The sequence below is a fragment of the Streptosporangium sp. G11 genome (assembly GCF_051192615.1).
GTDB lineage: Bacteria > Actinomycetota > Actinomycetes > Streptosporangiales > Streptosporangiaceae > Streptosporangium.
The window spans coordinates 258,095-284,076 of sequence record NZ_JBPJUQ010000004.1; the positions used below are offsets into that span (position 1 = coordinate 258,095).

Annotated in this window: 18 protein-coding genes; 8 read left to right on the plus strand and 10 right to left on the minus strand. The window is 69.7% G+C overall.

Translation table 11 applies throughout. From position 1 onward, the window contains the following. Positions 1-261: 261 nt before the first annotated feature. The 4 genes from ACSDR0_RS06480 to ACSDR0_RS06495 all read right to left on the minus strand — a co-directional run bounded on the left by ACSDR0_RS06480 (position 262) and on the right by ACSDR0_RS06495 (position 3,641). Positions 262-1,389, minus strand: a complete 1,128-nt coding sequence (locus tag ACSDR0_RS06480; RefSeq protein WP_435287805.1) for a serine hydrolase domain-containing protein — start codon at positions 1,387-1,389, stop codon at positions 262-264. 188 nt (positions 1,390-1,577) lie between these two features. Next, positions 1,578-1,880, minus strand: a complete 303-nt coding sequence (locus tag ACSDR0_RS06485; RefSeq protein WP_435287806.1) for a hypothetical protein — start codon at positions 1,878-1,880, stop codon at positions 1,578-1,580. Next, positions 1,877-2,923: an RNA polymerase subunit sigma-70 gene (locus ACSDR0_RS06490; protein WP_435287807.1), complete on the minus strand. Its 1,047-nt coding sequence runs from the start codon at positions 2,921-2,923 to the stop codon at positions 1,877-1,879. Before ACSDR0_RS06490 ends, ACSDR0_RS06485 begins: the two co-directional genes overlap by 4 nt. Positions 2,924-3,179: 256 nt before the next feature. Continuing rightward, complete coding sequence (locus tag ACSDR0_RS06495; RefSeq protein WP_435287808.1) at positions 3,180-3,641, minus strand: RDD family protein; 462 nt, start codon at positions 3,639-3,641, stop codon at positions 3,180-3,182. A gap of 121 nt (positions 3,642-3,762) precedes the next feature. On the opposite strand from ACSDR0_RS06495, the gene ACSDR0_RS06500 reads away from it, so the two are divergent. The 4 genes from ACSDR0_RS06500 (at position 3,763) to ACSDR0_RS06515 (ending at position 12,506) form a co-directional block, all read left to right on the plus strand. After that, on the plus strand, positions 3,763-4,785 hold the full coding sequence (locus tag ACSDR0_RS06500) for a hypothetical protein (protein ID WP_435287809.1): 1,023 nt from the start codon (positions 3,763-3,765) through the stop codon (positions 4,783-4,785). A gap of 159 nt (positions 4,786-4,944) precedes the next feature. Beyond that, positions 4,945-6,369 (plus strand): type I glutamate--ammonia ligase, encoded by a 1,425-nt coding sequence (glnA, locus tag ACSDR0_RS06505; RefSeq protein ID WP_435287810.1) that lies wholly within the window; start codon positions 4,945-4,947, stop codon positions 6,367-6,369. 1,122 nt (positions 6,370-7,491) lie between these two features. Further along, on the plus strand, positions 7,492-10,803 hold the full coding sequence (locus ACSDR0_RS06510; RefSeq protein ID WP_435287811.1) for a DNRLRE domain-containing protein: 3,312 nt from the start codon (positions 7,492-7,494) through the stop codon (positions 10,801-10,803). 947 nt (positions 10,804-11,750) lie between these two features. Beyond that, positions 11,751-12,506: a hypothetical protein gene (locus ACSDR0_RS06515; protein WP_435287812.1), complete on the plus strand. Its 756-nt coding sequence runs from the start codon at positions 11,751-11,753 to the stop codon at positions 12,504-12,506. 314 nt (positions 12,507-12,820) lie between these two features. Here ACSDR0_RS06515 and ACSDR0_RS06520 read toward each other — a convergent pair whose 3' ends face one another. Beyond that, complete coding sequence (locus ACSDR0_RS06520) at positions 12,821-14,263, minus strand: WD40 repeat domain-containing protein (protein ID WP_435287813.1); 1,443 nt, start codon at positions 14,261-14,263, stop codon at positions 12,821-12,823. Between the two features lie 396 nt (positions 14,264-14,659). Between ACSDR0_RS06520 and ACSDR0_RS06525 the strand changes: the two genes are divergently transcribed. From ACSDR0_RS06525 to ACSDR0_RS06535, 3 genes are all read left to right on the plus strand, one after another. Further along, positions 14,660-14,839, plus strand: a complete 180-nt coding sequence (locus tag ACSDR0_RS06525; RefSeq protein ID WP_435287814.1) for a DNA primase — start codon at positions 14,660-14,662, stop codon at positions 14,837-14,839. A 318-nt stretch (positions 14,840-15,157) separates the two neighbouring features. Continuing rightward, positions 15,158-15,919: a C40 family peptidase gene (locus tag ACSDR0_RS06530; protein ID WP_435287815.1), complete on the plus strand. Its 762-nt coding sequence runs from the start codon at positions 15,158-15,160 to the stop codon at positions 15,917-15,919. A 7-nt stretch (positions 15,920-15,926) separates the two neighbouring features. After that, positions 15,927-16,763, plus strand: coding sequence for an LLM class flavin-dependent oxidoreductase (locus tag ACSDR0_RS06535; protein ID WP_435287816.1), 837 nt, complete (start codon positions 15,927-15,929; stop codon positions 16,761-16,763). Here the strand turns inward: ACSDR0_RS06535 and ACSDR0_RS06540 are convergent. From ACSDR0_RS06540 to ACSDR0_RS06550, 3 genes are all read right to left on the minus strand, one after another. Continuing rightward, positions 16,760-18,046 (minus strand): hypothetical protein, encoded by a 1,287-nt coding sequence (locus tag ACSDR0_RS06540; protein WP_435287817.1) that lies wholly within the window; start codon positions 18,044-18,046, stop codon positions 16,760-16,762. The two genes, ACSDR0_RS06535 and ACSDR0_RS06540, sit on opposite strands and share 4 nt — an antisense overlap. Before the next feature lie 196 nt (positions 18,047-18,242). Continuing rightward, complete coding sequence (locus ACSDR0_RS06545) at positions 18,243-21,224, minus strand: bifunctional [glutamine synthetase] adenylyltransferase/[glutamine synthetase]-adenylyl-L-tyrosine phosphorylase (RefSeq protein WP_435287878.1); 2,982 nt, start codon at positions 21,222-21,224, stop codon at positions 18,243-18,245. Between the two features lie 262 nt (positions 21,225-21,486). Continuing rightward, complete coding sequence (locus ACSDR0_RS06550) at positions 21,487-22,197, minus strand: type 1 glutamine amidotransferase (RefSeq protein WP_435287818.1); 711 nt, start codon at positions 22,195-22,197, stop codon at positions 21,487-21,489. A 168-nt stretch (positions 22,198-22,365) separates the two neighbouring features. Here ACSDR0_RS06550 and ACSDR0_RS06555 point away from each other — a divergent pair, with 168 nt between their 5' ends. Then, positions 22,366-23,229, plus strand: coding sequence for an alpha/beta hydrolase (locus ACSDR0_RS06555; RefSeq protein ID WP_435287819.1), 864 nt, complete (start codon positions 22,366-22,368; stop codon positions 23,227-23,229). 145 nt (positions 23,230-23,374) lie between these two features. Here ACSDR0_RS06555 and ACSDR0_RS06560 read toward each other — a convergent pair whose 3' ends face one another. Then, positions 23,375-24,109 carry a PaaI family thioesterase gene (locus ACSDR0_RS06560; RefSeq protein WP_435287820.1) on the minus strand — a complete coding sequence of 245 codons (735 nt, stop codon included), beginning with the start codon at positions 24,107-24,109 and terminating at the stop codon, positions 23,375-23,377. Between the two features lie 491 nt (positions 24,110-24,600). Next, the gene (locus ACSDR0_RS06565) at positions 24,601-25,962 is read right to left on the minus strand and encodes a glutamine synthetase family protein (protein ID WP_435287821.1); all 1,362 of its coding nucleotides are present in this window, start codon (positions 25,960-25,962) and stop codon (positions 24,601-24,603) included. Between the last annotated feature and the right edge of the window lie 20 nt (positions 25,963-25,982).

Below are 25,982 nucleotides of genomic sequence, written 5' to 3' on the forward strand. Positions count from 1 at the left end.
GCGTACGAACCGGTGAGGGCCGTTCACGCCGGGCGTACGAACCGGTGAGGGCCGTTCACGCCGGGCGTACGAACCGGTGAGGGCCGTTCACGCCGGGCGTACGAACCGGTGAGGGCCGTTCACGCCGGGCGTACGAACCGGTGAGGGCCGTTCACGCCGGGCGTACGAACCGGTGAGGGCCGTTCACGCCGGGCGCGGGCCGGTAGAGGCTCTCACGCCGAACGTGCCGCACGGTGGATCCGCCGTGCGGCACGCGGTGCCCTAGTGGTCGCCGCCGACATTCACGACGAGCCCGCCGAGGGCCTCGAAGGTGGTGAAATCCCCGCCGGAGACGAGGTTCTTGGTCACTGCGATCGCGATCCCGGTGGCCGTGTCGGCGTACGCGGCCGATCCGCCGCTGCCCGCCATGCCGAACAGGGTGGGGCTGTCGAGGAGCTCGGTGGCACCGAGGGCGTAGCCGAGGGACCTGGTGGCCGGGAAGGCGGTGATCTCGTCCATGCCGGTGAACTCCACCGCGGTGATCTCGCGGAGCCGTTCCGGCGAGACGAGCCGGACGCCGTCCATCTCGCCCAGCAGGGCGGCGTACATGCGGGCCACGGCGCGGGCGGACATGGTGCCGCCCGCCGGGATGTCGGAGGTCAGCACGTCGGCGCGGTTGCCGAAGCCGGCGTCGGGCATCGCCGCCATCGGCGCCGCCGTGTAGCCGTCCACGACCTTGAAGAACGGGATGTCCGCGAACATCTCCGGAGACATCTCGAAATCGCTCGGCGCGTTCTCCAGGCGGGCCAGCCTGCCCAGCTCGGATTCGGGGACGCCGAAGAACAGCTCGTCCGCCACGCCCAGCGGTCCGGCGACCTCCTCCCGCAGGACCCGGGAGATCGGCGTGCCGGTGGCCCGGCGAACGATCTCGCCGATGACGTAGCCGAACGACTGGGGGTGGTAGCCGCTCCTGGTGCCGGGCTCCCACCAGGGCTTGGCCCCGGCGATCGCCGCGCACATCCCCTCCCAGTCGCACAGGTCCTCCGGCGTGGTGTCCACCGGTACGCCGGGCACGCCCGTCGAGTGGGTCAGGGCGTGCCGCACGGTCGCGCGCTCCTTGCCGTGGGCGCCGAACTCCGGCCACAGCTCGACGATCGGCGTGTCGTAGCCGAAGAGTCCCCGCTCCACGAGCACGTGCGCCACGGTCGAGGTGACGCCCTTGCCGGTCGAGGCGCTCCAGAACGGGGTGTCCGGCGTGACGAGGCGCCCGGTGGCCGGGTCCGCGACGCCCGCGACGACGTCGACCACCGGCTCGCCGTGCCGGTACGCGGCGACCTGCAGGCCCCGCTCGGCGCCGGACTCCACGAGCCTGTCGGCCGCCTCCTGGACCCGCTTCTGCATATCGTTCATGATCTTTCCCTTCGCGATGAGAGGCGTGTGACCTGTATGACGGCGAGACGCCGCGAAAGGAATCGGTCGGGGATCCGGCACCGTCCGGGTCACCGGACCGGGAGATCAGCTCCGCGCGATCCACCGGCAGACCAGGACCGCACCGCCCGTCAGGAGGACCAGGAAGGACCGCACGGGCCGCCGAAAGATCAGGACCGCGCGATCCGCCGGGAGATCGCGAGCAGGACGGCGGGCTCCCGGCCCGGATTGCGCAGGGCTCGCACCGGCAGCCCGTCCAGCCACAGCACGTCGCCGCGCCGGAAGGCCCGGCGATCGCCGTCGGAGCAGACCAGCTCGATCCGCCCGCGCTCCAGCAGGACGATCGCCCCCCGCCACTCGGCTCCGTCGTAAACGCGCGAGGCGCCGGGCTCGACGACGACCCTCCGCACGCCGAACGACGGCCCGAACCGCCCGGGAAGCGAGGGCGCCGGGTTCTCACCGGCGCCCGTCACAGCGTCCGGGGAAGGCCGAAGGCCGGGAAGATCTCGGCGCCGAAGGTCGTGATCTGGGTGACCAGCCCGTCCTCGACCCGCAGGACGCCGAGCCACGAGCCGTGGTACTCGGACTCGCCGGGACGCCTGACGTACGCCGCCGCCGCGGGCTGCCGGTTGGCGCGGGTGGGCAGGACACGCCAGTCGCCCCACGCCTCGGGGCCGATCATGGCCGGGCGCCAGGCGTCGACGATCGCCGGCCCTCCCAGGATCCAGATCGGCGCCGGCGGCATCGACTGCCACGCGTCCGCGCGCAGCACCCCGGCCAGGACGGCGGGGTCGGCCTGCTCGACGGCGTCGATGTAGCGCTGCAGCACCGCGCGTTCCTCACCGGTCGGATCCGAGGACGGCGCCCATTCCAGCCGTCGCGCGGGCAGGTGCTCCCTCATCGTCGACCGCGCCCGCTGCAGGGTGCTCTTCACCGAGACGACGCTCACCTCCAGCAGCGCGGCGGCCTCCTGCGCCGACCAGCCGAGTACGTCGCGCAGGATCAGCACCACCCGCTGCCGGGGAGGCAGGTGCTGGATGGCGGCCATGAACGCCAGCTCGATCGTCTCCTTGGCGACCACGGCGGCGTCCGGCTCGGCGGCCGCGGGCGCGGCCGGCTCCAGGAGCCGGTCCGGGTAGGGGCGCAGCCAGAAGATCTCGGTCGACGACGGCGACGGCACGCCGGGAGTGGCCAGTACCGGCGCCTCGCGCGGGCGCGGGCGGCGCGGGTGGCGGTCGAGGAGGTCCAGGCACGCGTTGGTCGCGATCCGGTACAGCCAGGCCCTGAACGTCGAGCGTCCCTGGAAGCTCTCCCGCCTGCGCCAGGCGCGCAGGAACGTCTCCTGCACCATGTCCTCCGACTCCTCGAACGAGCCGAGCATCCGGTAGCAGTGCACCCGCAGCTCCCGCCGGTACCTCTCCGCGAGCGCGCCGAACGCCGGTTCGTCACCCGCCAGCGCCGCGGCCAGGACCTCGCCGTCCTCCACCCGCTCCTGGCCTGTCTCGTCCCTGGTCACAACCTCGTCCCTCCCGTACGGCGTCCCGCCCGGCGCGGCCGCCCACGGTATGACGGCCACCGGGCGGAAAAGGAACCGGCGCCGGCACGGGCCCGGACCGTGAAGTTCGGCACGAGCCCGAAAGCGGGCACGAAAACGGGCGCCGGGGCGAGCGCAGAACCGGGCGCCGGGGCGAGCGCGGGCACGGACGAGGGTAGTGCGGGCGCGATCACGGGCACGGGGCGAGCGCTGGCGGGAAACCGGGTGCGGGCCCGGCTCAGAGACGTACGACCACGGTGTTCGCCGCGCGGTCGTGCAGGCCGCGCTGGTCGCGGTCCCAGACGAGGGCGGGCACGGCCAGGCAGAGCAGGAAGGTCCTCACCAGCACGGGGAAGAACCGGGGGACGCCGCCGTCGAGCGCGGCGACCCGGACGCCGAACAGGCGCATCCCGAAGGTCATCCCCATGGTGCCCACCAGCAGGAGGTATTCGGCGGCGAGGACCAGGACCGGCACCCAGGGCGCCGCGGCGGCGTCGATCCGCAGGAGCCCCTGGGTGATGGCCCAGGTGCAGATCAGCCAGTCGACCGTGATGGCGCCGATCCTGCGGCCGAACCCGGCCACCGAGCCGCTGCCCTCCCTGGGCAGCCCGAGCCGCTCCCCCGGATAGCCGAGATCGACTCCGGCGGACCTGACGCCGCCGAGCCAGGTCTGGGTCCAACGCGGCTGCTTGCTGCTCATGCTCCAACGGTAGCCGCCCAGACCGCCGCCCCCGCATCCGCCCGGACCCACTACCCGTACCGGACAAAAGACGTGGATCATGTGTGTCGGCATCCCTCAAGAACATCCCCGGAGAACCCCCGTGGCCGACAACGACGACATCGACGAGCGCTTCAAGGCGCTCACGGCTCAGATCGACGAGCGGGAACGCAGGCGGATGAGCAAGATCGCCACGCAGGAGTGGGCGCGGCAGCCCCGCCTCCGGCGGCGCCGGAGGCTGCGGAACGCGGCGATCGCCGTGGCGGTCCTGGTGGCGGCGGCCGGGGTGCTCGTCGTCTACCGGCCGGATGTCGTCGACCAGGTCCGCGCCGCCGTCTCCGAACGGCTCCCCGGCCCGGCGACCGGAGAGGCCGCCGAGACCGCCGAGGTCCCCGAGACGGCACGCGCGGAGCCGGTGAAGGTCTCCCCCTTCTACGGCTCGCCCGCCCAGGGGTACGCCGACGGCGCCAAGGGGCTGGTCATGCCGCCTCCCAGGGCTGTGGGCAGGCTGAGCCGCAAGGACGTGTCCGCCGCCCTGCGGCACGCGAGGAAGCTCCTCGTGGCCTCACACCTGGACAGGAAGGTACTGATGGGCGGCAGGCCGGAAAAGCTGATCCGGCTGCTGGATCCCGAGCAGCGCGCCCCGTTCGTCAAGGGGCTCAAGCACCCCGCCAGGAAGGCCGGGTACGACAGCCGGAGGTGGGTGACGAGCCTGGCCCCGAAGAGCGCCGAGATCGTCGGCAAGACCTTCAAGATCCACGGCAGAACCCGGCTGTCGACCTTCAAGGAGAACGGCCTCCGGGGCGTCAGGGTCAAGGTCAACTACCTGTTCGTGTACGCGATCCGGCGGCCGGGCCGGCCGGACACCCTGACGAGGCTCGTCGCGCAGAACATCGGCACGCTGGACGTGTGGCGGGAGGGCGACCGGCTGCGCTTCTGGGTCAACAGCTGGAACGGCGGAGGCGTCGCCCCGGCACGGTGCGACACCGACGACGCCTTCGTACACCCCTTCTATCCGGACTCGGCGCCCGACAGGACGGTGACCGCCACCGCCCCGGCCGTGGACCCCTACTCGCTCGACGAAAGCACGTCCAAGGGCTGCAGCCTGCTGAAGTCGGACACGTGAAACTCCGGCAAAGGAAAGACCCGCCATACCCTCCCGAGGTGGCCATGAGGACTAGCGTGGAGGCGACTTTCGCTTAACACGGGTGAAACAAACGAGACACGGGGCGGTAACGGCACAGGCATACTTTCGGTCTGTTAGCCCGTCCCATGGGAGGTTCGCGTGTTCAACTCCGCCGACGACGTCCTGAAGTTCATCAAGGACGAAGGGGTGCAGTTCGTTGACGTCAGGTTCACCGACCTGCCGGGGACGACGCACCACTTCACGTTCCCCTCGGAGAACTTCGGTGCCGGCGTCTTCACCGACGGCCTGATGTTCGACGGCTCATCGATCCGCGGTTTCCAGGCCATCCACGAGTCGGACATGCTGCTGCTGCCCGACCCCTCCACGGCCGTGCTCGACCCGTTCAGGCAGCACAAGACGCTCAACATCAACTTCTTCGTGCACGACCCGCTGACGGGCGAGGCCTACAGCCGCGACCCGCGCAACGTCGCCCGCAAGGCGGAGGAGTATCTCAAGGGCACCGGCATTGCCGACACCGTCTACTTCGGCCCCGAGGCCGAGTTCTACATCTTCGACGACGTGCGGTTCGAGACCAACGCCCATTCGAGCTACTACCACATCGACTCGATCGAGGGCGCCTGGAACAGCGGCAAGGCCCAGGACGGCGGCAACCTCGGGTACAAGCCGCGCTTCAAGGGCGGCTACTTCCCGGTCCCGCCGATGGACCACTTCACCGACCTGCGCTCGGAGATGGTCCGCAAGCTCATCGACGCCGGGATCGACGTCGAGATGCAGCACCACGAGGTGGGCACGGCCGGTCAGGCGGAGATCGACTTCCGGTTCAACACGCTGCTCAAGGCCGCCGACACCCTGATGCTGTACAAGTACATCGTCAAGAGCACGGCTCTGGAGCACGGCCACACGGTCACCTTCATGCCCAAGCCGATCTTCGGTGACAACGGCTCCGGCATGCACTGCCACCAGTCGCTCTGGAAGGACGGCGAGCCGCTCTTCTACGACGAGGTCGGCTACGCGGGCCTGTCCGACACCGCCCGCTACTACATCGGCGGCCTGCTCAAGCACGCCCCGTCGCTGCTGGCCTTCACCAACCCGACGGTCAACTCCTACCACCGCCTGGTGCCCGGCTACGAGGCCCCGGTCAACCTGGTTTACTCCCAGCGCAACCGCTCGGCGTGCATCCGCATCCCGATCACGGGCTCCAACCCGAAGGCCAAGCGCATCGAGTTCCGGGTCCCCGACCCCTCCTGCAACCCGTACTTCGCCTTCGCCGCCCAGCTCATGGCGGGCATCGACGGCATCCGCAACAAGATCGAGCCGGTCGAGCCGGTCGACAAGGACCTCTACGAGCTTCCTCCGGAGGAGGCCCGCAACATCCCGCAGGTCCCGGGCTCGCTGTCGGACGTGCTCGCGGCCCTGGAGGCCGACCACGAGTACCTGCTGGAGGGCGGCGTGTTCACGCCGGACCTGATCGAGACCTGGATCTCCTACAAGCGCGAGAACGAGATCGACCCGATCCGCCTGCGCCCGCACCCCCACGAGTTCGAGCTCTACTACGACGTCTGAGCCGCTGAGGTTCCGACCTGCGAAAAACCCTGACGGTTGACCCGTCGGGGCGCCCCCAGGGCACTCGGGCATCACGCGAAAGGCCGTTGGCCGTCCCTCCGCCGAGGGCACGGCCGGCGGCCTTTTCGCATGCGCTCCTCCCGGACGGCACGAAGCCGGAGCCGCGGGCCTTCTCGGTGGTGCCGTCGGGCCGTCTCACCATCTTGTGCCGGCGGTCCCAGACGGTCGCGGCGGCCTCCGCGTCCAGGCCACGACGTCTTCGGGCAGGCAACGGCCGACCTTGTGACCCTCCGGACCGCCGCCGGGGTGACGCCACCGGTGGCGCGTGGCGATGGGCACCCGCATCAGGGTGATCAGGCTGCGAAACCATCGAAAAGAGACAGATCGGTGCGTGGAATTTCGGTCAGAATAGATTGATCGATCTTCGCGGTCTTATACCGATATCGTGGAATACCTTCGATTCCTCTGATCGTGGGGCCGCCGCCGAAACCGTCGGCCACTACGGAGCGGATCCCATTCCTTACAGCAAAGGATCTATACCGAATCCGTCTATCATGCAATGATGACCGTGTTTGCAAATACGGGTCGGAAAGGATTGTGTAGACACATCACGACTAGCGATGGGCACGTCTGCCCAGATGCACCTTCGCGCCGCGCTAGTTACTGCGCCATCTGCGATCAGCCATTCGAAGATGAGCATGTCACGCACTCCGGAGGCACCTCTACACCGCATTCTGCGGGTCCACACCACTCGATGGACAAGACACGATCAGCCGGCGCGCCCCCATACGCATGTATGGAGATGCGATCCGCCCGACTTCTCGAGGCGCACGCCACGGCGTTTTTCACCACACTGTCCGCTGAGACCCCCGTTCGGTCCGGTCAACAGGAGTGCCAGGAGCGACCGGCGCCTCGGATGAACGGGGTTCATCCACGCACCGAATTCGCGACGATCACCTGCGGCCGACACCGCCAATACCGGCCGCCTCCGCCATAACCAAAATCCCTCGCCCCCATCGACAAGAAGGGTTTTACAGGCATGGTGCTCGTTTCGTTTATTCCAACCGGAGGTTCAGCCACGTGAGTTATACCTCTCTGTTTCGCGGGCGGGGAAGGCTCGCGATGGCGACCGCATTCGTCCTCGCGGCCACGCTGTCGCTGGTCGACGTTGACACGGTTACCGCCGAACCCAAACCGAGCGGAGTGCTGAGTGACCTGCGGGCCACCGTGGCGGCCGCCAAGAAAAATGGGTCGCAACTGGAGGTGGTATCCGCACGACGTGAGGATTCCACGTTGTACGCGATGCCGGACGGCTCATTCGCGGTGGAGATGTACACCGGCCCCGTTCGCGTCAAGAGAGGGCAGGATTATGTATCGATCGACACCGATCTTGTCGCCGAGAACGGCCGGCTGAAGCCGAAGGTCGCCAAGTACGAGACCACACTCTCGGCCGGCGGGCCCGGACCGCTCGTCGTCTTCGACGATGGCGCGGCCTCCCGTACGGTCGGCTGGTCGCGCCCCCTCCCGCGCCCGGTGATCAGCGGCAATCAGGCGACCTATCGGAACGCGGTTCCCGGTGGGGATCTCGTGGTCGCCGCGACGCCTACCGGCTTCACCCAAACCGTGGTGTTGCGGGAGAGGCCGAGCGCGGCCCTGGAGATTTCCATCCCGGTCGAGCTCCCCCAGGGGCAGAAGTACCGGAAGGGCGCCGGCGGCAGGCTTGACCTGGTCGCCTCCAACGGTCAGACCCTCGCCACGGCCGTGCCGCTGCGACTGGGGGACGCCGAGTCCCTCGACTCGCCGGATGCCGGTTCGACCTCAGCGGTTCCCGTGGAGGTCCGGGAGACCGGCGCCGGCAGCACCCTGGTCTTACGGCCGGATCAGAAGTTCCTCACCGATACCGAGGTCAGCTACCCCGTGACGCTCAGCGTGTCCGACTGGGTGGGCGCCGGCCTCCAGGTGGACACCATGATCAGTTCGGACTATCCGAACTCGTCGGCCACGAGCACGTGGCTGCACGCGGGTAAGTTCGGCAGCGGCTCGAAGACCGCCCGGTCCTACATCCGCTTCAACGCGGGACTCCCGCTGCGTGGTGCGACAATCCAGAACGCGGACCTGCGCCTGTGGAACTACAAGTCCAACGCGTGCGGCTCCTCGGTCGGGTCGGGTATTCAGGTGCGCCGCATCACGAGTTCCTGGGTTCCAAGCACCTTGACCATGTCGAATCAGCCCTCGACCACCACGACCGGGGCGATCGTGGAACGCAGTGCCGCCGGCGAGCCGGACTGCGCCGAGGCCGAGCTCTACTACTCCGTCGAGAACATCGTCCAGGCCTGGGCCGACGGCGCTGACGACTACGGTTTCCAGCTGCGTGCGGCCAACGAGTCGGACGCGACCAACTGGCGGATGTATCGATCCGCGGAGAGTGGCGGCATCGGGCCGGTGCTCTTCATCCAGTTCACCCACCCGGGACCGGAGCACGTCGAGTTCACGACATATCAGGGCGGGCCATCGGTCCCCCTCGACGGCACGCCCTACGAATTCCATTCCTTGCTGAATGTGCCGGGCATGCGTGAGGAAGACCTCTCCGAGCTCGCACAGACCGGTCAGGTGACACGGGAGCCGGTGCTGGCCGAGGCGGCGACCGAGTGGCCGCTGACAGGTGACTGGGAGGCGTCACCGAAGTACGACGAACTTCAGTACGGGGAGCCCGCGGAGCCGACGTCCCCCACCCCCACGCCCACGCCCACCCCGGGCGAGACCGTCACGTTGCCGCTACAGGTGGACACCTGGATCGACGATTTGGGCTCGTCTGGGCCTAACGGCCCGACATTGTGGGCGGGTAAATACGACGCCGAGGATTTCTCGACCATCGAGCGAACGTACCTGAAGTTCGACACGGCCGGACTCGCGGGCAAGACCATCACAAACGCGCGGCTCGAGCTGTGGAACAAGGCCTCATATGGGTGCGGCGGGTCGATCAAGGCGCAGCGTGTCACCAGTACTTGGAATGCCGCGACGCTCGAATGGGATGGTCAACCTGCCGCGACGGCTGCCGGAGAGAGCAGCGCCACCGAAACCGGCGCATGTCCCGCCGAACCGGCGCTTTGGTCATGGCAGCTGACCGACATCGCCCAGGCGTGGGCGTCGGGGCAGCCCAATCACGGCGTGCTTCTGCGGGCCGCGGACGAGTCGGCCACAGCTGCGATGTACGACCGCGGGTTCGAGGCGTCGGAGGGAGCCCATCCCCCCGTTCTCAAGGTGACCCTCGCCGACGGTTCGGGGAGCTCCCCCACCCCGTCGCCCACGTCCGGTGACACGACTCCACCCACTGTCGTGACGGTCAATCCGCCCGAAGGGGCGACCGGAGTGCCGGCGAACTCACCCGTCACGGTGACGTTCAGCGAGCCGGTGACCGAAACACAGATAGACGTCTACGACATACAGTTCGAGGAGGAGGTGCCGGGCTCGGTGAGCATGAACGCGGCACGTACCGTGCTGACGTTCACGCCGTCCGAGCCGTGGATGGACTCCTTCATGTTCGTCACGGTGTCCGAGGCCGAAGACGCGGCCGGCAATACGATGACGCCTTACGAATGGACCTTCGGCGAGTACTGGGCAAGCGCTCAGGGGGCCGGCAGGGCTGGCGCGAAGGCCGCCGCTCCCACCGTCAAACGCGCCTGGGCCCGTCCAGACGGGCGCACCTTGATGGTCCAGCTCGATGAAAAACTGCGCCGGACATCCAGCGTGACCGTCGAGGTCAGGACCGCAGCCAAGGACGACTCCCCGCTCCTGTGGTCTGGCGTTGTGAACGATGTGGCGGCGGACAAGGTCGCGCACCTGCAGATCCCGTCCGGCAAGGTCACCGGAAAGCAGGTGCACTGGCGAGCTCGCGCCACAACGGGCGGTGTCGCCGGTGCGTGGTCCACGTGGCGGTCGGCCACCGTGGCCGAGAACAACGTCACGGTCAAGGCGGCCGCTGCTGCGGAGCCCCCAGGTTCGTTCAACCTGCTGACTTCTTGGCAGAGCAAGGACAACAAGAAGATCAACTACCGCCAGGGCTACTGGGTATCGACACCAACCGGGGAAAAGGGGTTCGGTCACATCAAGATCGTGAACAAGCACAACCTGACCTCCCTGTCCGCGCATCAGATGACGAAACATCCGCATCGAGGAATTGCCCGTGACCCAGAAAGGCCAACGCGCTACCACTATATGGCGACGGCCTATGAGCATGACTGTGATGGCTTCCTCTGGTGGAAGGAATGCCATGTGGAAGACACACAAGACGCAAGAACAATCGTCGAATTCAACACCGAACCAAACAAATACCAGGGCACTCTTGGAGTTCTCACCGCGTATTGCGATGGACTCACGCGCTGTCCTTGGTGGATGGATGCCGAGTTCGGAAGGCCTGTCCTGCCGATGCCATAGCTTCGAGGACTTCACATGCGGATCGACAATCGCAACGAAGATGATCCTCAGGTGGTCGGCCCCATTCGCCTGCCGTACAACGTGGCGGCGACACAGCGGGCCGACGTCACCGAGGGCCTAACCTTCGCGTCGATCCGACTCGACGACGCCGGACGGCTCACGGTGATCCTGGCCGACCGCGCCGCCGTCGAGTGTCATGTGGATTATTCGTCCCATCGCGGGATGCCTTGCGCGACGTGCTCGCCGCGCAAGGCATCCCGCTCCGTGACGCCCCGCCATATGACGGGACCTGCTCCATGCGATTCGGCACGATCGTGGCGTGAGCCGGCCGTAGGAGAGACCGCTTTGTCTATCGGGGCCTTTCGATCCCTTGCGCAGAGCGCGGGCCTGCGGTCCGCTGGGGCCACGAACCGCTGATCGGATGTTGAGCCGTCGGCCGAGCCCACCGCGAAGTATTGGCTGCGTGCGGGCCTTCGCCTCTTCGAGAGTTCAGGCCCCGGGCGCAGGGCCGACGGTGACCGGCACTCCAGCGCCTTGCGCACCACCTACGACCGGATGCTCAACCGCCTGTACCACTCCTGCAAAAAGGCGTGCTCACGACGGCGTCGTCGCCTTTCCGGCGTGGCGGAAAGAATCCCCCAGCTCGAAACCCGCTTCCTAAACGCGACCATACCCTTACCGTGACCTGGAAAAATTGCCCCTTTGGGGTTCATCGCACAATCCGGTGGATGGCCAACACCAGCGAACCGTTCCCCCTAGACGGGAAGACCCCCGCGATCTTCAGCGGTAAGTCACGATCCGATTGGGGAAGGGTGTGAGAGGCTGGGCATATGGCGATCGGGTGGTCCCGGCAAGAGGTCCTCACAGCGGTCAGGGCGCGCTTGTTGCGTGCGGGCGCTGTGACGGAGGGGTACTCCGGCGTCGATGTCCTGGCGGAGTCCGACGGCATGTTGGTGATCTTCCGCTGGCGGCGAGATCCGAACACGTACGCCATCAAGGTCGAGTTTCCGACGGCGCCGGAGAGTTCGTGGACCGGCCTGCCGGTGACTTCGGCGGATGAATGGGCTGCAGACGTCGCATATCGCGTAGGGGAGGAACTTCTGACCGGGCTCGTTCGTCGAAGCCGCCGGATGATCCGAGACGGGTACGTCGTGTTGGACACCCACGACGCTCCCGACGTCTGCCCCGCCGGGTTCTTCATCAGTTCGGTTCCCCTCGGCGATCGCGTCGCCCCTTCCTCCTCTTCCTCCTCGCCGCCGCAGAGGGACGGCCGGGAGAGAGCCTGTTCCGTGCTGGGATCGCCGTCGGCATCGGGTTCCCCGCCTGCGTCCAAGGTCGGCTCCTGGTTGGCCAAGGCGGGGATGGATGTCGCCATTCCTAGGCAGCTGATCGTCGAGGCAAAGCTTGCCTGCTGGCTTCAGGCCCGCGTCGACAACGCCCGCGGGAGACCTTTTGTCGGTCATGCGGTCGCATCCTGGGAGGACGAGCAACACACCATCGCCCATCTCAATCTGGTGCACATCCAGCCCGGCGTTCCATCGGAGGTACGCGATGCGCTGGTACGTCTCGCGGTCTGCGAGGTAGCCGAGGCCGGTGCCTTGCGCATGGTCACCACGATCGACGCTCCCGGACTCCATGAACTGGGGTTCCGGCCCGCGAACGGTGGCGGCCTTACGCTTCACACCGGCAGCGCAGAAGCTTGAGCGCCCGCACACAGAGATGCCCTCGGCCACCGGTTCGACCTTCAGCCGAGACAGATGTCATTTGAGGCGATCACTTTTCACGCGGACGTCCTGAGCCTCGATCGGCGTCATCGCGCTGACGGCGACTCGGAAGTCGTAGTCCTGAGCTCCACGAACGCTCGTGGTCACCCTCTGATCGGCCTCGCACCACCTGATGAGGCCTTCGCAGTTGAGGACCACGATGCCCGCGCTCAACCTGCTTCGTGCACGCGCCATCTGCCCTCTTCCTGGAGCTCGGGAGTTAGACCGCTACCGCACACTCCCCGGCGAGGGCGTCATGTGGGGTCCGGGTTCATGAAGCAGACGACAAGGACGTCCATGCCCTCCACGGCATAGTCCGACCAGTCCGCGCCGCCCGTGTAGCGGGCCCACTCCGCCTTGCTGAGCTGCGAGTTGGTGTGACCGTGGCAGGCCGCCCCCTCCGGGTCGGCGACGACCTCGGCCAGGTTCCCGAGGTCCCACAGGGAGACCCCGCCGGGGCCGGCCGCCAGGGCGACGCCGCCGTCGGCGCCGAGAGCCACGGACTCGATCTCCCGCCCGTACCCCTTCAACGCGGCCAGCCGGGCCGGCCTGGACGGGTCGGAGAGGTCCCACAGGAGGGCGGAATCGCTCGACCCGGCGAGCAGGGCGGTCTTCCTGTCAGGGGTCAAGGCCATGTCCTCCACGTAACCGAGGGGCACCTCGAACATGGTCGTGAGGGCCGGACGCGACCGGTCGTCGAGGTTCCAGACCTCGATCTGATGCCCGCTCCTGGCCTCGGCCCGAGGCGTGTTCCCGGCGAGAACGACGTGCCCGTCCGTGCTCATCACCGCCGCGGACTTCGCGGAGGGGGTCAGGTCGTCCGACTTGACCGGACGCGAGGGGTCGGCGAGGTCCCAGACCGTCGCCGCCCCATCATGGTCCACGGTGACGGCGATCCCGCCGTCCGCGCTGAGTCCGAGGTCGCGAATGAAGGAGGCGTGCGCTCTCGTCACCGACAGGCGCGCTGGACGAGATTTGTCCTTCAGATTCCACACGGCCACGTCACCGGCATCGTCGCCGATCACCGCCGTACGGCCGTCGCGCGACAGTGCCAGCGCCCGCACCCACACGCTGTCGCTGTTCTTCTCGCCTGCCAATGTGGCCACCCGGATCGGCTTGGCCGGGTCGGTGAGATCCCACGCGATCGCGGCGCCGGCGTTGTCGCCGGTCAGCGCGGTCCGTCCGTCGAAGGACAGCGCCACCGCGTTCACGCCCTCCTTGTGAACCTTCAACGCGGCGACCCGATCGGATTTCATGACGAGCTTGGGGTCGAGCCAGGTCGTGAGGTCCCACACGCTCACCTCGTCACCGTAACCGTCACCGGTCAGAGCGATCCGCCCGTCGCCGCTCAGCGCCACCTCTCTGGAGGCGTCCGGCGTGAGCTCCCCGCCGCGATCCGCGACCAGCGTGTCGATCAGTCCAGCCCGGGTCTGCCCGTCAGAGTGGATCTTGACTGCGGCTATGCCGAGGATCCGGGCCGTGCCGGGGGCGGCGTCGCGCAGGTCCGCGGCGTGCAGCGCGAGCCCATGGGCCAGTGCGACACGCTCCTGAGCCGACGCCCTGTCGTGCTCACGCTTCCACGCGAGTCCCGCGACGACCAGGCAGACGGCCAGGAACGCGGCGAGCACGATCGCGGACGTTCTCCAGCGGACGCCACCGCGCGGACCCGCCTGCCGGGCTCCTGCCAGGTCGTTCACTTCGGTCTCCAAACCGTCCGGCTCACAACGGCGCGTAATCTCTTCGGATGACGTGCTCGTACTGCGGGCGGCACTGCCCGGGGCCGAGCGAGCGGATCGGGGCCGCGACGTCATTCACCACCACTGCGAGGAGCCGGTTCGTGGCGTTCGCGGCGCGCCCCCGACCCTCATCGACGATGAGGAGCTCAAACGCTACCGGCCGGCGTACGCCACGGCCATGCCGAAACCCGCGTCACACGGCGGCGGACGGTGATTCCCACGGAGCCCGGCACCCGCTACGTGACGAGGTGCGGCCAACATGACATACGGTCCGTCGTTATATCGCCTCTGGACGGGACAGAGAAGGTGGAGCCGGGCGCCGACGCGTCCGGGCGAGGAACCACCTGGAGGTTGCGCATGCTTGCTCAGACCACGCGGAAAGCGGCGCTGGCCGCCGCGGCGATGGCGGTGCTCGTCGGACTGACCGGTGGTTGCGGGGGCGGCGGTGACGACGATAGTGACGACGGCCCCGACGTCGTCAACACGACCGGTCCCGGGGGGGACGACGACGGTGACGACGGCGAGGACGGCAACTGACGATCAGCCGCTAGGCACGGGCGGGCGGCGTCTCCCCGACGCGCCCCGGTCCCGAACCCGGCACCACCGCGACCCGCGTGCCCCGCACGCGGGTCGCCGCATGTCGTCATATGTCATCGCATGCCGTGATGATCGCTACCCGCTCGCCCCGGTCGTGACGACCTGATCCTCTCCTCGAACTCCCGAGGCCGCTCCAACGCCAAGACCGACGACTGCCACCGAGTCCGCGTAATAGGTGACAAACCCACGTGCGACGCGCATCACCGGCTTGTTGGGCAGACTGGTCATGACTCACATGGACCGACCAGGCGAGGTGACGTGACAGAGGCGCTCCGGGACGAAGAGGCGGAGCTCAGGCCTCCCCAAGCCGGGGAGCGGCGTCCCGACCCCCTCGGACGCGACCGGTTCCCCACGCGTCAAGGCTCCCTCGGACGTCACGGTTCCCCAAGCCTGCCCGGGTTTCCGAGTCCTCCCGGCGGTCACGGCCCTTTCTGGCGCCATGATCCTCACCGGCGCCGCAAGCAGGCCGCGGCGCTGGTTCTCCTGGGAACGTTCCTGCTCCTGAACGCCTCCGCCTCGGTACCGACCCGGCCCGTCACCCTCAACCGGATCACCGCCATCGCGTACGCGATCGAGGCCGGGCAGCACCAGCCCGGCTGGCGGGGCGGGGAGATCCCCTACTCCTGGGGCGGGGGCCACGACGAGGACCCTGGCCCCTCCCTCGGCACCTGCCAGGGCTACCGGGGGGCGATCAAGCCCTGCCCCGCCACCAGGACCCTCGGCCTCGACTGCTCCGGTTTCGCCCGCTGGGTCTACCACCTCGCCTACGGGCGCGACGTGCTGGGGCCGGGCAACACCGACGACCACGTCAAGCGGCTCAAGAAGATCCCCGCCGCCGTGGCCAAGCCGGGAGATCTTGTTTTCTACGGCAAGGTCGGCAAGCGTAAAGTCAGGACCCACCACGTCGGCGTCTACGTCGGCCGGGGCAGGATGATCAACGCGCTGCGAACCGGGACCGAGGTGCGGATCGACCGCGTCACCGCCCTGGACGACCTCGCCGGATACTTCCGCTACACGTAGGAGAGATATGCGCCTGGGCGTCATGTTCGATCGTGACCTTCCCCCCGAGTCCCTCATCCCCTTCTGCCGCCATCTGGACGCGGCCGAGGTGGACGACGTCTGGGTGGTGGAGGATCTCGGCTGGACCGGGGCCATCTCGTCGGCGGCCACCGCGCTCGCCGTCACCGAGCGCCTCCGGGTGGGCATCGGGATCACCCCGGCGCCTCTGCGCAACCCGGCCCTGCTGGCCATGGAGCTGGGCAACCTGGCCAGGCTGCACCCGGGCAGGCTCGCGGCCGGCATCGGGCACGGCGTCCAGGACTGGATGCGCCAGGTGGGCGCCCTCGCGCCCTCGCCGCTGGCGCTGCTGGAGGAGACGATCACGGCGGTGGGAGGGCTGCTGCGCGGCGAGACGGTCACCCTCCAGGGCAGGGCCGTACAGCTCGACGGGGTGAGCCTGGTGCATCCCCCCGTCGTCGTGCCGCCGCTGCTGGCCGGGGTGGTGCGGCCCCGCTCTCTGGAGCTGTCGGGGCGGGTGGCGCAGGGCACGATCCTGCCGGAGGGAGTCGGTCCCCGGCAGATCGAGGAGGCCCTGAAGCTGACCGGAGAGGGTGATCACGAGATGGTGGTCTTCGTCAACCTCTATCTCGGCGACGACGCCACGGTGGTCACCGGCCTGGCCGAGGGCTCCGCCGGGTTCCTGAAGGTCGCCCCGGAGGAGGTCGTGATGGCGGTGGGCTCTCCCGAGGAGGCCGCCGACCAGATCAGGTCGCTGTGGGAGGCGGGTGCCCACACGGTCGTGGTCCGCCCGTTCGGGCCGGACCCGCTGCCCCAGGTGGACCTGCTTCTGGGGCAGCTCCGCTAGGAGCGGTCGCCCCGGACGCCGGTGAGGCGGCGCAGGACGTCCCACCAGAACGAGGCGCCGAACAGCAGCGCGACCATGGTGAGCAGGTAGCCGGGCCAGTGTCCGGGAGTGATGAGCCGGTCCCACCAGGCTCCGCCGTTCCAGTGGAAGGACGGATCGGCGGAGCCGTCGGGCGGGATCGTGACGCTCACGATCGCGTGGTCGAAGATCTTGACCAGCGCCGGGGAGCTGAGGGATTCGGTCACGCACTGGTACGGCTCGGCGAGGCCGATCTCGGTACCGGCGCACTTGTCCTTGAGCGCGGCGTATCCTTCGCCGCCGCCTCCCGCGATGGCGCTCACCCCCGCGCGATAGGCGTTGTCGCGCAGCAGGGTCTTGCCGTACTCCAGCGCGTCCATGCTGAACGCCAGCGTCAGCACCACGCCCAGCGCGAAGACCACCCACTTCACGTAGCGGGCGTAGAGCGTGGACAGACGCTGCATCTCCCCGTTGAACCAGTCCTCGACGCCCTTGCGGAACCTCGGCAGGTCCCGCTGGGCGCCCTCCCAGACGCCCTTGAGATGGCCCGCGAGGGGGCTGTTGATGGCCTCCAGCTTGCCGAGCAGACCCTCGATCCCGCCCTCCTCGGCGGCGACCAGCTCCATCACCGCACCGGAGAACCGCTCGGGCGGGATGTTGGCGATGCTGGTACGGGCGCCCTTGGGGTGGTCGATCTCCTGGAGCCGCTCGTACAGCCGCGCGGTCATGTCGATCTGCGGCGCGGGCCTCCCGGCGGGGCCGCCGTCCGCCGGCGAGCCGGAAGAGCCATCGGAAGAGCCGGAAGAGTCGAGGGAGCCGGTGCCCGCCCCACCGGGACCGGTCTCCTCGGCGACCCCGCTGTCCCCGGTGACCCCGATGTCCTCGACGGCGCTCTCCGGGGCGATCCCCTCGGCGATCTCCTGCGCGACCCTCTCCGCGGCCTGCTCGGCGGCCAGGACCGTGGCGGAGTCGACCCGCATCGGCTCGACCACCGAGGGCGCGGGGTCGGGACTGTGCGCCGGGCGCGGATCGTCCTTGGAGAAGGGCAGCTTCGCGAAGACGTCGGCTATCTTCGACGGGATCCACGACCTGCCGTCCTCGGAACCGTCCAGGGTGTCCCTGAGGTAGGCCCACAGGAACTTGCTGCGGATCCCGAGCAGCCGGACGAAGGCCTCGTTGAGCCCGCTCACCAGGAGCGACAGGAGCAGGAAGGCCAGGATCAGGCCGATGGCCAGGTCAATGTAAACGGATATCAAAAGGATCACCCGGACCGTTGATACACGCCCGCCCCCGGCGGCGCAACGCGATCACCCAAAACAGGTTGGTTTTCGTGACCCGGGAGACACGCGGACGAAAAAGGACCCTCCCCGGAAGGACCCCTCCCCCGAAAGAGGCTTCCTCCGGAAAGGAACCGGCCGTCCTGGACGGCGGACCGGCCGGTCCTTCCGGGAACCGGGCGGATCAGTCCTCGTAGAAGACGCGCTCCACCACCCGCCGGGCGCGGCGGGTGACACGGCGGTAGTCGTCCACGAAGTCCTCCGTACCGTCGGGCGGGTAACCGAGGGCGCGGGCGATGAGCGTGCGCTCGCGGGCGTCCACCGGGATCGCGTCGGAGGCGCGGTTCCTGACCGCGACGATGGCGTCACGGATACGCGAGGCGAACCGCCAGGCCTCGGCGAGCACGGCCTCGTCGGCCTCCGACAGCAGGCCCTCCGCGGCCGCCGCGCTCAGCGCCTCCAGCGTGCGGGTGGTACGCAGCGACGGCCGCGTCCCCGCGTGGCGGAGCTGGATCAGCTGGGCCACCCATTCCACGTCGGACAGCCCTCCGGGGCCGAGCTTGGTGTGCAGGGCGGGGTCGGTTCCGCGCGGGAGGCGTTCGGCCTCCATCCGGGCCTTGAGCTTGCGGATCTCCAGCACGGCCGCGTCGGAGATGCCCCTCTCCGGGTAGCGCAGCGGGTCGGCCAGGTGCAGCAGCCCGACGCCGAGCTCGGCGTCCCCCGCGGAGAAGCGGGCGCGCAGCAGCGCCTGCGACTCCCACGGCGACGACCACCGCTCGTAGTAGGCGGCGTAGGAGGCCAGGGTACGGACCAGCGGGCCCGCCTTGCCCTCGGGGCGCAGGCCGGGGTCGATGAGCAGCGGCGGGTCGGGGGCGGGCAGGGCCAGCAGGCGGCGCAGCTCGTTGGCCACCTCGTACGCCGTCTCGGTGGCCTCGCGCTCCGGCACGCCCTCCAGCGGCGAGTGCACGAACATCACGTCGGCGTCGCTGCCGTACGAGGACTCGATCCCGCCCAGGCGACCCATCGCGATCACCGCGAACCTCGTGCCCAGCGGGGTGCGGCGCTCCATCTCGACCTTGTCGATGGCGGCGTCGAGCGCGGCCTGGATCGTCACGTCGTTGAGCCCGGACAGCGTCTGCCCGACCTCCTCGATGCCGATGATGCCGGAGAGGTCGGCGACGGCCGTGCGGAGCAGCTCCCTGCGGCGCAGTGCCCGGACCGCGGCCACCGCGCCCTCGGCGTCCCCGGGGTGGCGGGCGACCATGGTCCGCGCCTCGGACAGCACCGCCTCGACGGGCCTGGGGGCCAGTTCCGAGTCCGAGCCGAACATCGCGACCGCCTCGGGGGCGTTCATCAGCAGTCCCGTCACGTAACGGCTGGTACCGAGCATCCTGGCCAGGCGCGACGCCACGGCGGTCTCGTCGCGGAGCAGCCGCAGGTACCAGGGGGTGGAGCCGAGCTTGTCGGAGACCTGGCGGAAGCCGAGCAGACCGGCGTCGGGGTCGGGGGCGTCGGCGAACCAGCCGAGCATGACGGGCAGCAGGGTCCGCTGGATCGCGGCGCGGCGGGAGACCCCCGTGGTCAGCGCGCTGATGTGGCGCAGCGCGCCGCTCGGGTCGGTGTAGCCGAGGGCCCCCAGGCGGGCCTTGGCCGCGGACGTGGAGAGCCGGTCCTCCGACTCTGGCAGCCGGGCCACGGCCTGCAGCAGCGGCCGGTAGAACAGCTTCTCGTGCAGGCGCCTGGCCTCCATGGCGTGCCGCCGCCACCGGGTGGTGAACTCCCCCACCGGGTCGGCGGTCATGCCCAGGCTCCGGCCGAGGCGGCGCAGGTCGGCGTTGCCCTCGGGCACCACGTGCGTGCGGCGGAGCCGGTGCAGCTGGATCAGGTGCTCGACCTGGCGCAGGAAGGTGTACGCCTCGGCGAGGGCCTTGGCGTCGTCCCTGCCCACGTAGCCTCCGCGGGAGAGGGCGCCGAGCGCGGGGAGCGTGGCGCGGCGGCGCAGCAGCGGGTCCAGGCGGCCGTGGACGAGCTGGAGCAGCTGCACCGCGAACTCGATGTCGCGCAGCCCGCCGGGCCCGAGCTTCAGCTGGCGGTCGGCCTCGCCGCCGCGGACGTGGGCCTCCACCCGGCGGCGCATGGCCTGGACGTCCTCGACGAACTTGTCGCGGGTGGCGGCCTGCCAGACCATCTCGTTCATCGCGGCGACGTACTGCTGGCCGAGCTCGGCGTCGCCCGCGACCGGCCTGGCCTTCAGCAGGGCCTGGAACTCCCAGGTCTTGGCCCAGCGCCGGTAGTAGGCGAGGTGACTGGCGAGGGTGCGGACCAGCGGCCCGGCCTTGCCCTCGGGACGCAGCGCCGCGTCGACCTCCCACAGCGCGCCCTCCGGGGTGCTGGTCGAGCAGGCGCGCATCATGCCCTGGGCCAGCCGGGTGGCGAGTTTGATGGCCTCGTGCTCGTCGAGGGAGCCGTCGGCCGCCTCGCGCGGCTCGGCCACGAAGATGACGTCGACGTCGCTGATGTAGTTGAGCTCGCGCGCCCCGCACTTGCCCATGCCGATGACGGCCAGCCGCACCGACCCCGCCTCGGGGTACTCGGACCTGGCGATGGCGAGTCCCGCCTCCAGAGCGGCGGCGGCCAGGTCGGACAGCTCGGCGGTCACCGCGGACAGCGAGGCGACACCGGTGACGTCGCGCGCGGCGAGGTGGAGCAGGCGCCCCCGGTAGGCGGCGCGCAGCGCCGACAGGGTGGCGGTGGAGGCGTCGGCGGACCTCGGCTCGGAGTCGTCCGGCTCGGCGCCGACCGCGAGCAGCAGCTCCGAGCGGAGCTCCTCCTTGGACGGGCGCTCCTCGGCCGGCACCCCGCCGAGCGCGCGCCAGTGGTCCGGGTGCCTGACGACGTGGTCGCCGAGCGCGGCGCTGACGCCGAAGACGCCGAGCAGCCGCTCACGCAGGCCGGGGTCGGACCGGAGCGCTCCAAGGACGCTGGGATCCTGCTCGGCCAGCCGGTTCAGCGAGGTGAGCGCCAGGTCGGGATCGGCCGCGGCGACCAGCGAGGTCAGCAGGTCGATGTCACCGACGGCCTCGGGCCCCAGCTCGTCGAGCAGCCGCTCGGCCCTGGCGCCGTCGGCGAAGCCCAGCCTCGCCAGGCGTCCGGCGGTCGTCTGCATCCGGGGCACGGTTTCCACCGACCCTCCATGGTCTTCGATCACAAGCACGGGTGCCCTTCCTCAATCCCTACCCCGAGCGATCAAAGGTGCACGCCCCCCACGGTCGCATGGGTCTCGGTTTCCCCTGCGGCCAGGGGGAATCGGCGCGACATGCCTCCGGATCCCCACCCTGGTTCGCATCCCAGACGTTCGGAGCGTCGCCGCACAGGTTAATCCCGAAACCGTGCGACGTCGTTAGCGGATTCGGAACGTAATCGCGCGGTCACGCGGTTTGGACGGCGATGACGACGGCGGCGAAACGCTCGGCGAGGGGCTTCCACGCGGCGACCAGGCCGTCCCTGGCCTCTTTCGCCCGCGCGTTGAGCTCCTCGACCGAGTGGCCCAGGTCGGTCAGGCCGTCGGTCGATCCCGCCGTCCAGCCGACGAAGATCTCCGGGGTGGCCTCGGGGTGGAACTGCACCGCCCAGGCGTTCTCCCCCAGCCGGTAGGCCTGGTTGGGGTACGGGTCCCCGGTGGCCAGCGGCACCGCGCCCGGGGGAAGCTCGGTGATCGCGTCGCGGTGATATTGCACGGCGGGGGAGGGCCCCAGGCCGGCGAACAGCGGATCCGCTTCGGCCGCGGGCAGCGGGACGACCTCGGTCACGCCGACCTCCAGCCCGTGCTCCCCGCGCCCGACGGCGCCGCCGCAGGCGAGCGCCATGAGCTGTGCCCCGAGGCAGATCCCCAGGGTCGGCACGCCCTCCTCGACACAGACACGGATCAGGTCGCGGGTGGCCGGCAGCCAGGGGCACCGCTCGTCCTCCCAGGCCGCGGCCTCGCCGCCGAGGACGATCAGTCCTCCGGAGATCCGTCCGGGCACGGCCTCGCCCAGGTAGGGCCGGACGACCTCGCAGACGGCCCCGGCCCCGGCCAGCCATCCGGCGAGGAACCCGAGCCCCGCGTCGGCCTCGTGCTCGATGACGGTAATCCTCATACGGCAATTATGGGCTTATATAGGCACAAGGCGGTCAGGGCCTGAGGGGCATACGACACCGCCGCGCTTCATGTCGGCCGTGGACATTGACCTCGGACGCGAGCACCCGTCACCTTGGCATCAGCCCCGCCGGAACCGAAGGCCGGGCTCCATGTTCAAGGAGAACCGATGAACCCCGTCCTGAGTGATGTCGAGGTCCCCGGCGGCGCGCTGCGCGTCGCCAGGTTCGGCGCCGGGCCCCGCGTGATCGTGGCGGTGCACGGCATCACCGCCTCGCTCATGGCCTGGGCCGGCGTCGCCCGCAGGCTCCCCGCCGAGTGGTCGCTGGTCGCGATGGACCTGCGGGGCCGCGGCCACAGCGCCGGGCTCCCCGGCCCGTACGGCCTGGCCAGGCACGCCGAGGACGTGAACCTCGTCGCCCGGTCCGTGGGCGCGGAGTCCGCCATCGTGCTCACCGGTCACTCGATGGGCGCCTACGTCACGGCCCTCGCCGCCGCGGGACACGACTACGCCAGGGTGGTGCTGATCGACGGCGGGCTCCCGATGCCGATGCCTCCCGGCGCCGATCCCGACGCGGTCATGGAGGCCACGCTCGGACCGGCCCTCGCCCGGCTGGACCAGACCTTCCCGAGCGTCGGCGCGTACGTGGACTTCTTCAGGGCGCACCCCGCCTTCGCCGAGGCGTGGACGAAGGAGGTGGAGGAGTACGTCCGCTACGACGCGTCGGGGCCCGAGGGGGCGGTGCGCTCGCGGGTGCGGCGCGAACCGGTCCGCGAGGACGGCCGGTGGATGCTCACCGAGGGCGAGACGGTCGGCGCCGCGCTGCGCGCGATCACCTCGCCCCTGTCGCTGCTGCGTGCCCCGCGAGGACTGCTGAACCAGCCGGTCGGCCTGATGCCCGATGAGCTGGCCGCCGCGTGGACCAGGCGGCTGCCCGCGCTGGAGGACGAGCTGCTCGACGACTGCAACCACTACACGATCCTCTTCGAGGACCGCTGCGCCTCGCTGGTCGCCGAGCACCTCTCCCGCTGAGCCCCCGGCGGCGAGACCCGCGCCGCTCGGCGCCGGCGTCATCGCCGTGCGGGCCGTACGAAACACCGCGGAACCCGTACGGACCTGGGAGACGGGCACCCGGCTCCCACCGGCGCCGGTGGGAGCCGGCCGGGTCGGGCGCGGGTCAGCCGGACTGGGCGGGAGTGATCCAGGTGGCCTTGGCGGCGGCGACCAGGGTGCCGTCTACCTCGTAGATGGCGCTCTCGCCGAAGAGCTTGCGGCCCTCGCGGCCGGTGGCGCGGGCGACGACGGAGTAGGTGCCACCGGGGTAGACCCGGCGGTGGATCCGCGCCGTCAGGCGGCCGAGCAGGGCGAACTCGCCGGGCCCGAAGTGCGCCCAGCCGGTGGGGCAGTCGAGGGCGGCCCAGACGATCGCGTCGGGGACGGTGCCGTCCGCGTCGGTGATGGTCATCGGGACCCGCCAGCCCGCGGCGACCAGGTCGGTGCCGGGCACCGGGCCGGGGAAGATCCGCAGGCCGTCGCCGGGATCGCGCAGGCCGCACGCGAAGCAGCCGGGGAAGGCGTGCCCGACGAGACCGGCGAAGCCGCCCTCGGCCTTCGCGGCCTCGTTGAAGGGCACGAAGTCCGGGACGTCGAGCTCCTCGGCGACCGTGATGGCCTCGACGAGGAGCTTGTCTCCGTGGGTGAGGGTCGCGGTGTTGGCGAGGTGGCCCAGGGACAGCTCGGTGTCCAGCGGGGTGGGTGCGTGGAGCGTGACCTCGACGGCCGAGTCGTGCCGGGCACCGTGCAACGCCTCGGAGACCGTACCCGCGATCCAGCCGCCGTTCGCGGAGCCCTCGGGACCACGGAAACGCGCCGGAACGGTCAGCACGGTCTGCAGCTCGGACGTCGTCGTCATGCCGCACCTCCTGTCGCCTTTATGGCGATCAATCCTCAGAAATCACGTAATCGGACTGACCGATTTTATCGGACTGCTTGTACATACAGCCAACTCGGGATCGATGACGCCCTCATTAGCTGCGGGTAACGCCGGTATGACGTTCGCAGGACGGCCTCGGATTACCCGCCGCGGCAACTCGCCACCACGACGCCCGGGTCGCCTGGGCTTGGGTCGGCGGGCTCGGACCAACGAGACCCGGGTCACGAGGCTCGGGCCGACGAAGCCCGGGGCGACAAGATCGGGCACGACCGCCACCGGCCGCACCGGCGGCACACGCCCGCGGCCGGACCGGGTGCACGCCGAGCCGGACGCGTGGCCCGCACGGGCACGGCGGGCGCCCCGGATGCCCGCGGCGCCCACCCCCGCCCGCGCGGGAGCGCGGGTCGTCTTGCCGGAGCCGTTCGGCCCGATCAACGCCCACCCCCGCCCGCGCGGGAACGCGATGTCGGCTAGAGAACCGGCAAGTAGCGGCCGAGCTCGAACTCGGTGACCTGCCTGCGGTACTCGTTCCACTCGGAGCGCTTGTTGCGCAGGAAGTAGTCGAAGACGTGCTCGCCGAGGGTCTCGGCGACGAGCTCGCTGCGCTCCATGACCGCGATGGCCTCGTCCAGCGACTGGGGCAGCGGCTGGATGCCCAGCGCCCTGCGCTCGGCCGAGGTCAGCGCCCACACGTCGTCCTCGGCGCCGGGGGGCATCTCGTACCCCTCCTCGATGCCCTTCAGGCCGGCCGCGAGGATCACGGCGAAGGCGAGGTACGGGTTGCAGGCGGAGTCGAGCGAGCGGAACTCGATGCGGGTCGAGCCGCCCTTGTGCGGCTTGTACATCGGCACCCGGACCAGGGCGGAGCGGTTGTTGTGGCCCCAGGAGATGTAGCTCGGGGCCTCGCCGCCCGCTCCGGCGATCGCCTCGGCGCCGCCCCACAGCCGCTTGTAGGAGTTGACCCACTGGTTGCAGACCGCGGTGATCTCGGCGGCGTGCGTGAGCAGGCCGCCGATGAAGGAGCGGCCGATCTTGGAGAGCTGGTAGTCGGCGCCGGGCTCGTAGAAGGCGTTGCGGTCGCCCTCGAAGAGCGACATGTGGGTGTGCATGCCGGAGCCGGGGTGCTCGGTGAAGGGCTTGGGCATGAAGCTCGCCCAGATGCCCTGCTCCAGCGCGACCTCCTTCATGACCAGGCGGAAGGTCATGATGTTGTCGGCGGTGGTGAGCGCGTCGGCGTAGCGCAGGTCGATCTCCTGCTGGCCGGGACCGCCCTCGTGGTGGCTGTACTCGACGGAGATGCCCATCGACTCCAGCATCATGATCGCGTTGCGCCGGAAGTCGTGGCCCGAGCTGTGCGGGGTGTGGTCGAAGTAGCCGCCGCCGTCGATCGGCTCGGGCTGCTCCTTGCCCTCCGGCCGGTTCTTCAGCAGGAAGAACTCGATCTCCGGGTGGGTGTAGAAGCTGAAGCCCATGTCGGAGGCCTTCGCCAGGGTGCGCTTGAGCACCCAGCGCGGGTCGGCGTGCGAGGGAGAGCCGTCCGGCATGAGGATGTCGCAGAACATGCGGGCCGCGCCCGGCGTCTCGCTGCGCCAGGGAAGGATCTGGAAGGTCGACGGGTCGGGCTTGGCGAGCATGTCCGACTCGTAGACCCGGGCGAAGCCCTCGATGGCCGAGCCGTCGAAGCCGATGCCCTCGGCGAAGGCCCCCTCAAGCTCGGCCGGGGCGATGGCCACCGACTTCAGGAACCCGAGCACATCGGTGAACCACAGCCGGATGAACCGGATGTCGCGCTCCTCAAGGGTGCGGAGAACGAACTCCTGCTGGCGGTCCAAGGCTTCTCCTTCATTGCCGA

Excerpts from the sequence above, each read along its gene's own strand:
- ACSDR0_RS06535 (WP_435287816.1), top strand. The coding sequence starts at position 15,927 with ATGCGCCTGGGCGTCATGTTCGATCGTGACCTTCCCCCCGAGTCCCTC.
- ACSDR0_RS06515 (WP_435287812.1), top strand. The coding sequence starts at position 11,751 with ATGTTGGTGATCTTCCGCTGGCGGCGAGATCCGAACACGTACGCCATC.
- ACSDR0_RS06495 (WP_435287808.1), bottom strand. The coding sequence starts at position 3,641 with ATGAGCAGCAAGCAGCCGCGTTGGACCCAGACCTGGCTCGGCGGCGTC.
- ACSDR0_RS06545 (WP_435287878.1), bottom strand. The coding sequence starts at position 21,224 with ATGCAGACGACCGCCGGACGCCTGGCGAGGCTGGGCTTCGCCGACGGC.
- ACSDR0_RS06510 (WP_435287811.1), top strand. The coding sequence starts at position 7,492 with ATGGCGACCGCATTCGTCCTCGCGGCCACGCTGTCGCTGGTCGACGTT.
- ACSDR0_RS06555 (WP_435287819.1), top strand. The coding sequence starts at position 22,366 with ATGAACCCCGTCCTGAGTGATGTCGAGGTCCCCGGCGGCGCGCTGCGC.
- ACSDR0_RS06525 (WP_435287814.1), top strand. The coding sequence starts at position 14,660 with ATGCTTGCTCAGACCACGCGGAAAGCGGCGCTGGCCGCCGCGGCGATG.
- ACSDR0_RS06550 (WP_435287818.1), bottom strand. The coding sequence starts at position 22,197 with ATGAGGATTACCGTCATCGAGCACGAGGCCGACGCGGGGCTCGGGTTC.
- ACSDR0_RS06560 (WP_435287820.1), bottom strand. The coding sequence starts at position 24,109 with ATGACGACGACGTCCGAGCTGCAGACCGTGCTGACCGTTCCGGCGCGT.
- ACSDR0_RS06480 (WP_435287805.1), bottom strand. The coding sequence starts at position 1,389 with ATGAACGATATGCAGAAGCGGGTCCAGGAGGCGGCCGACAGGCTCGTG.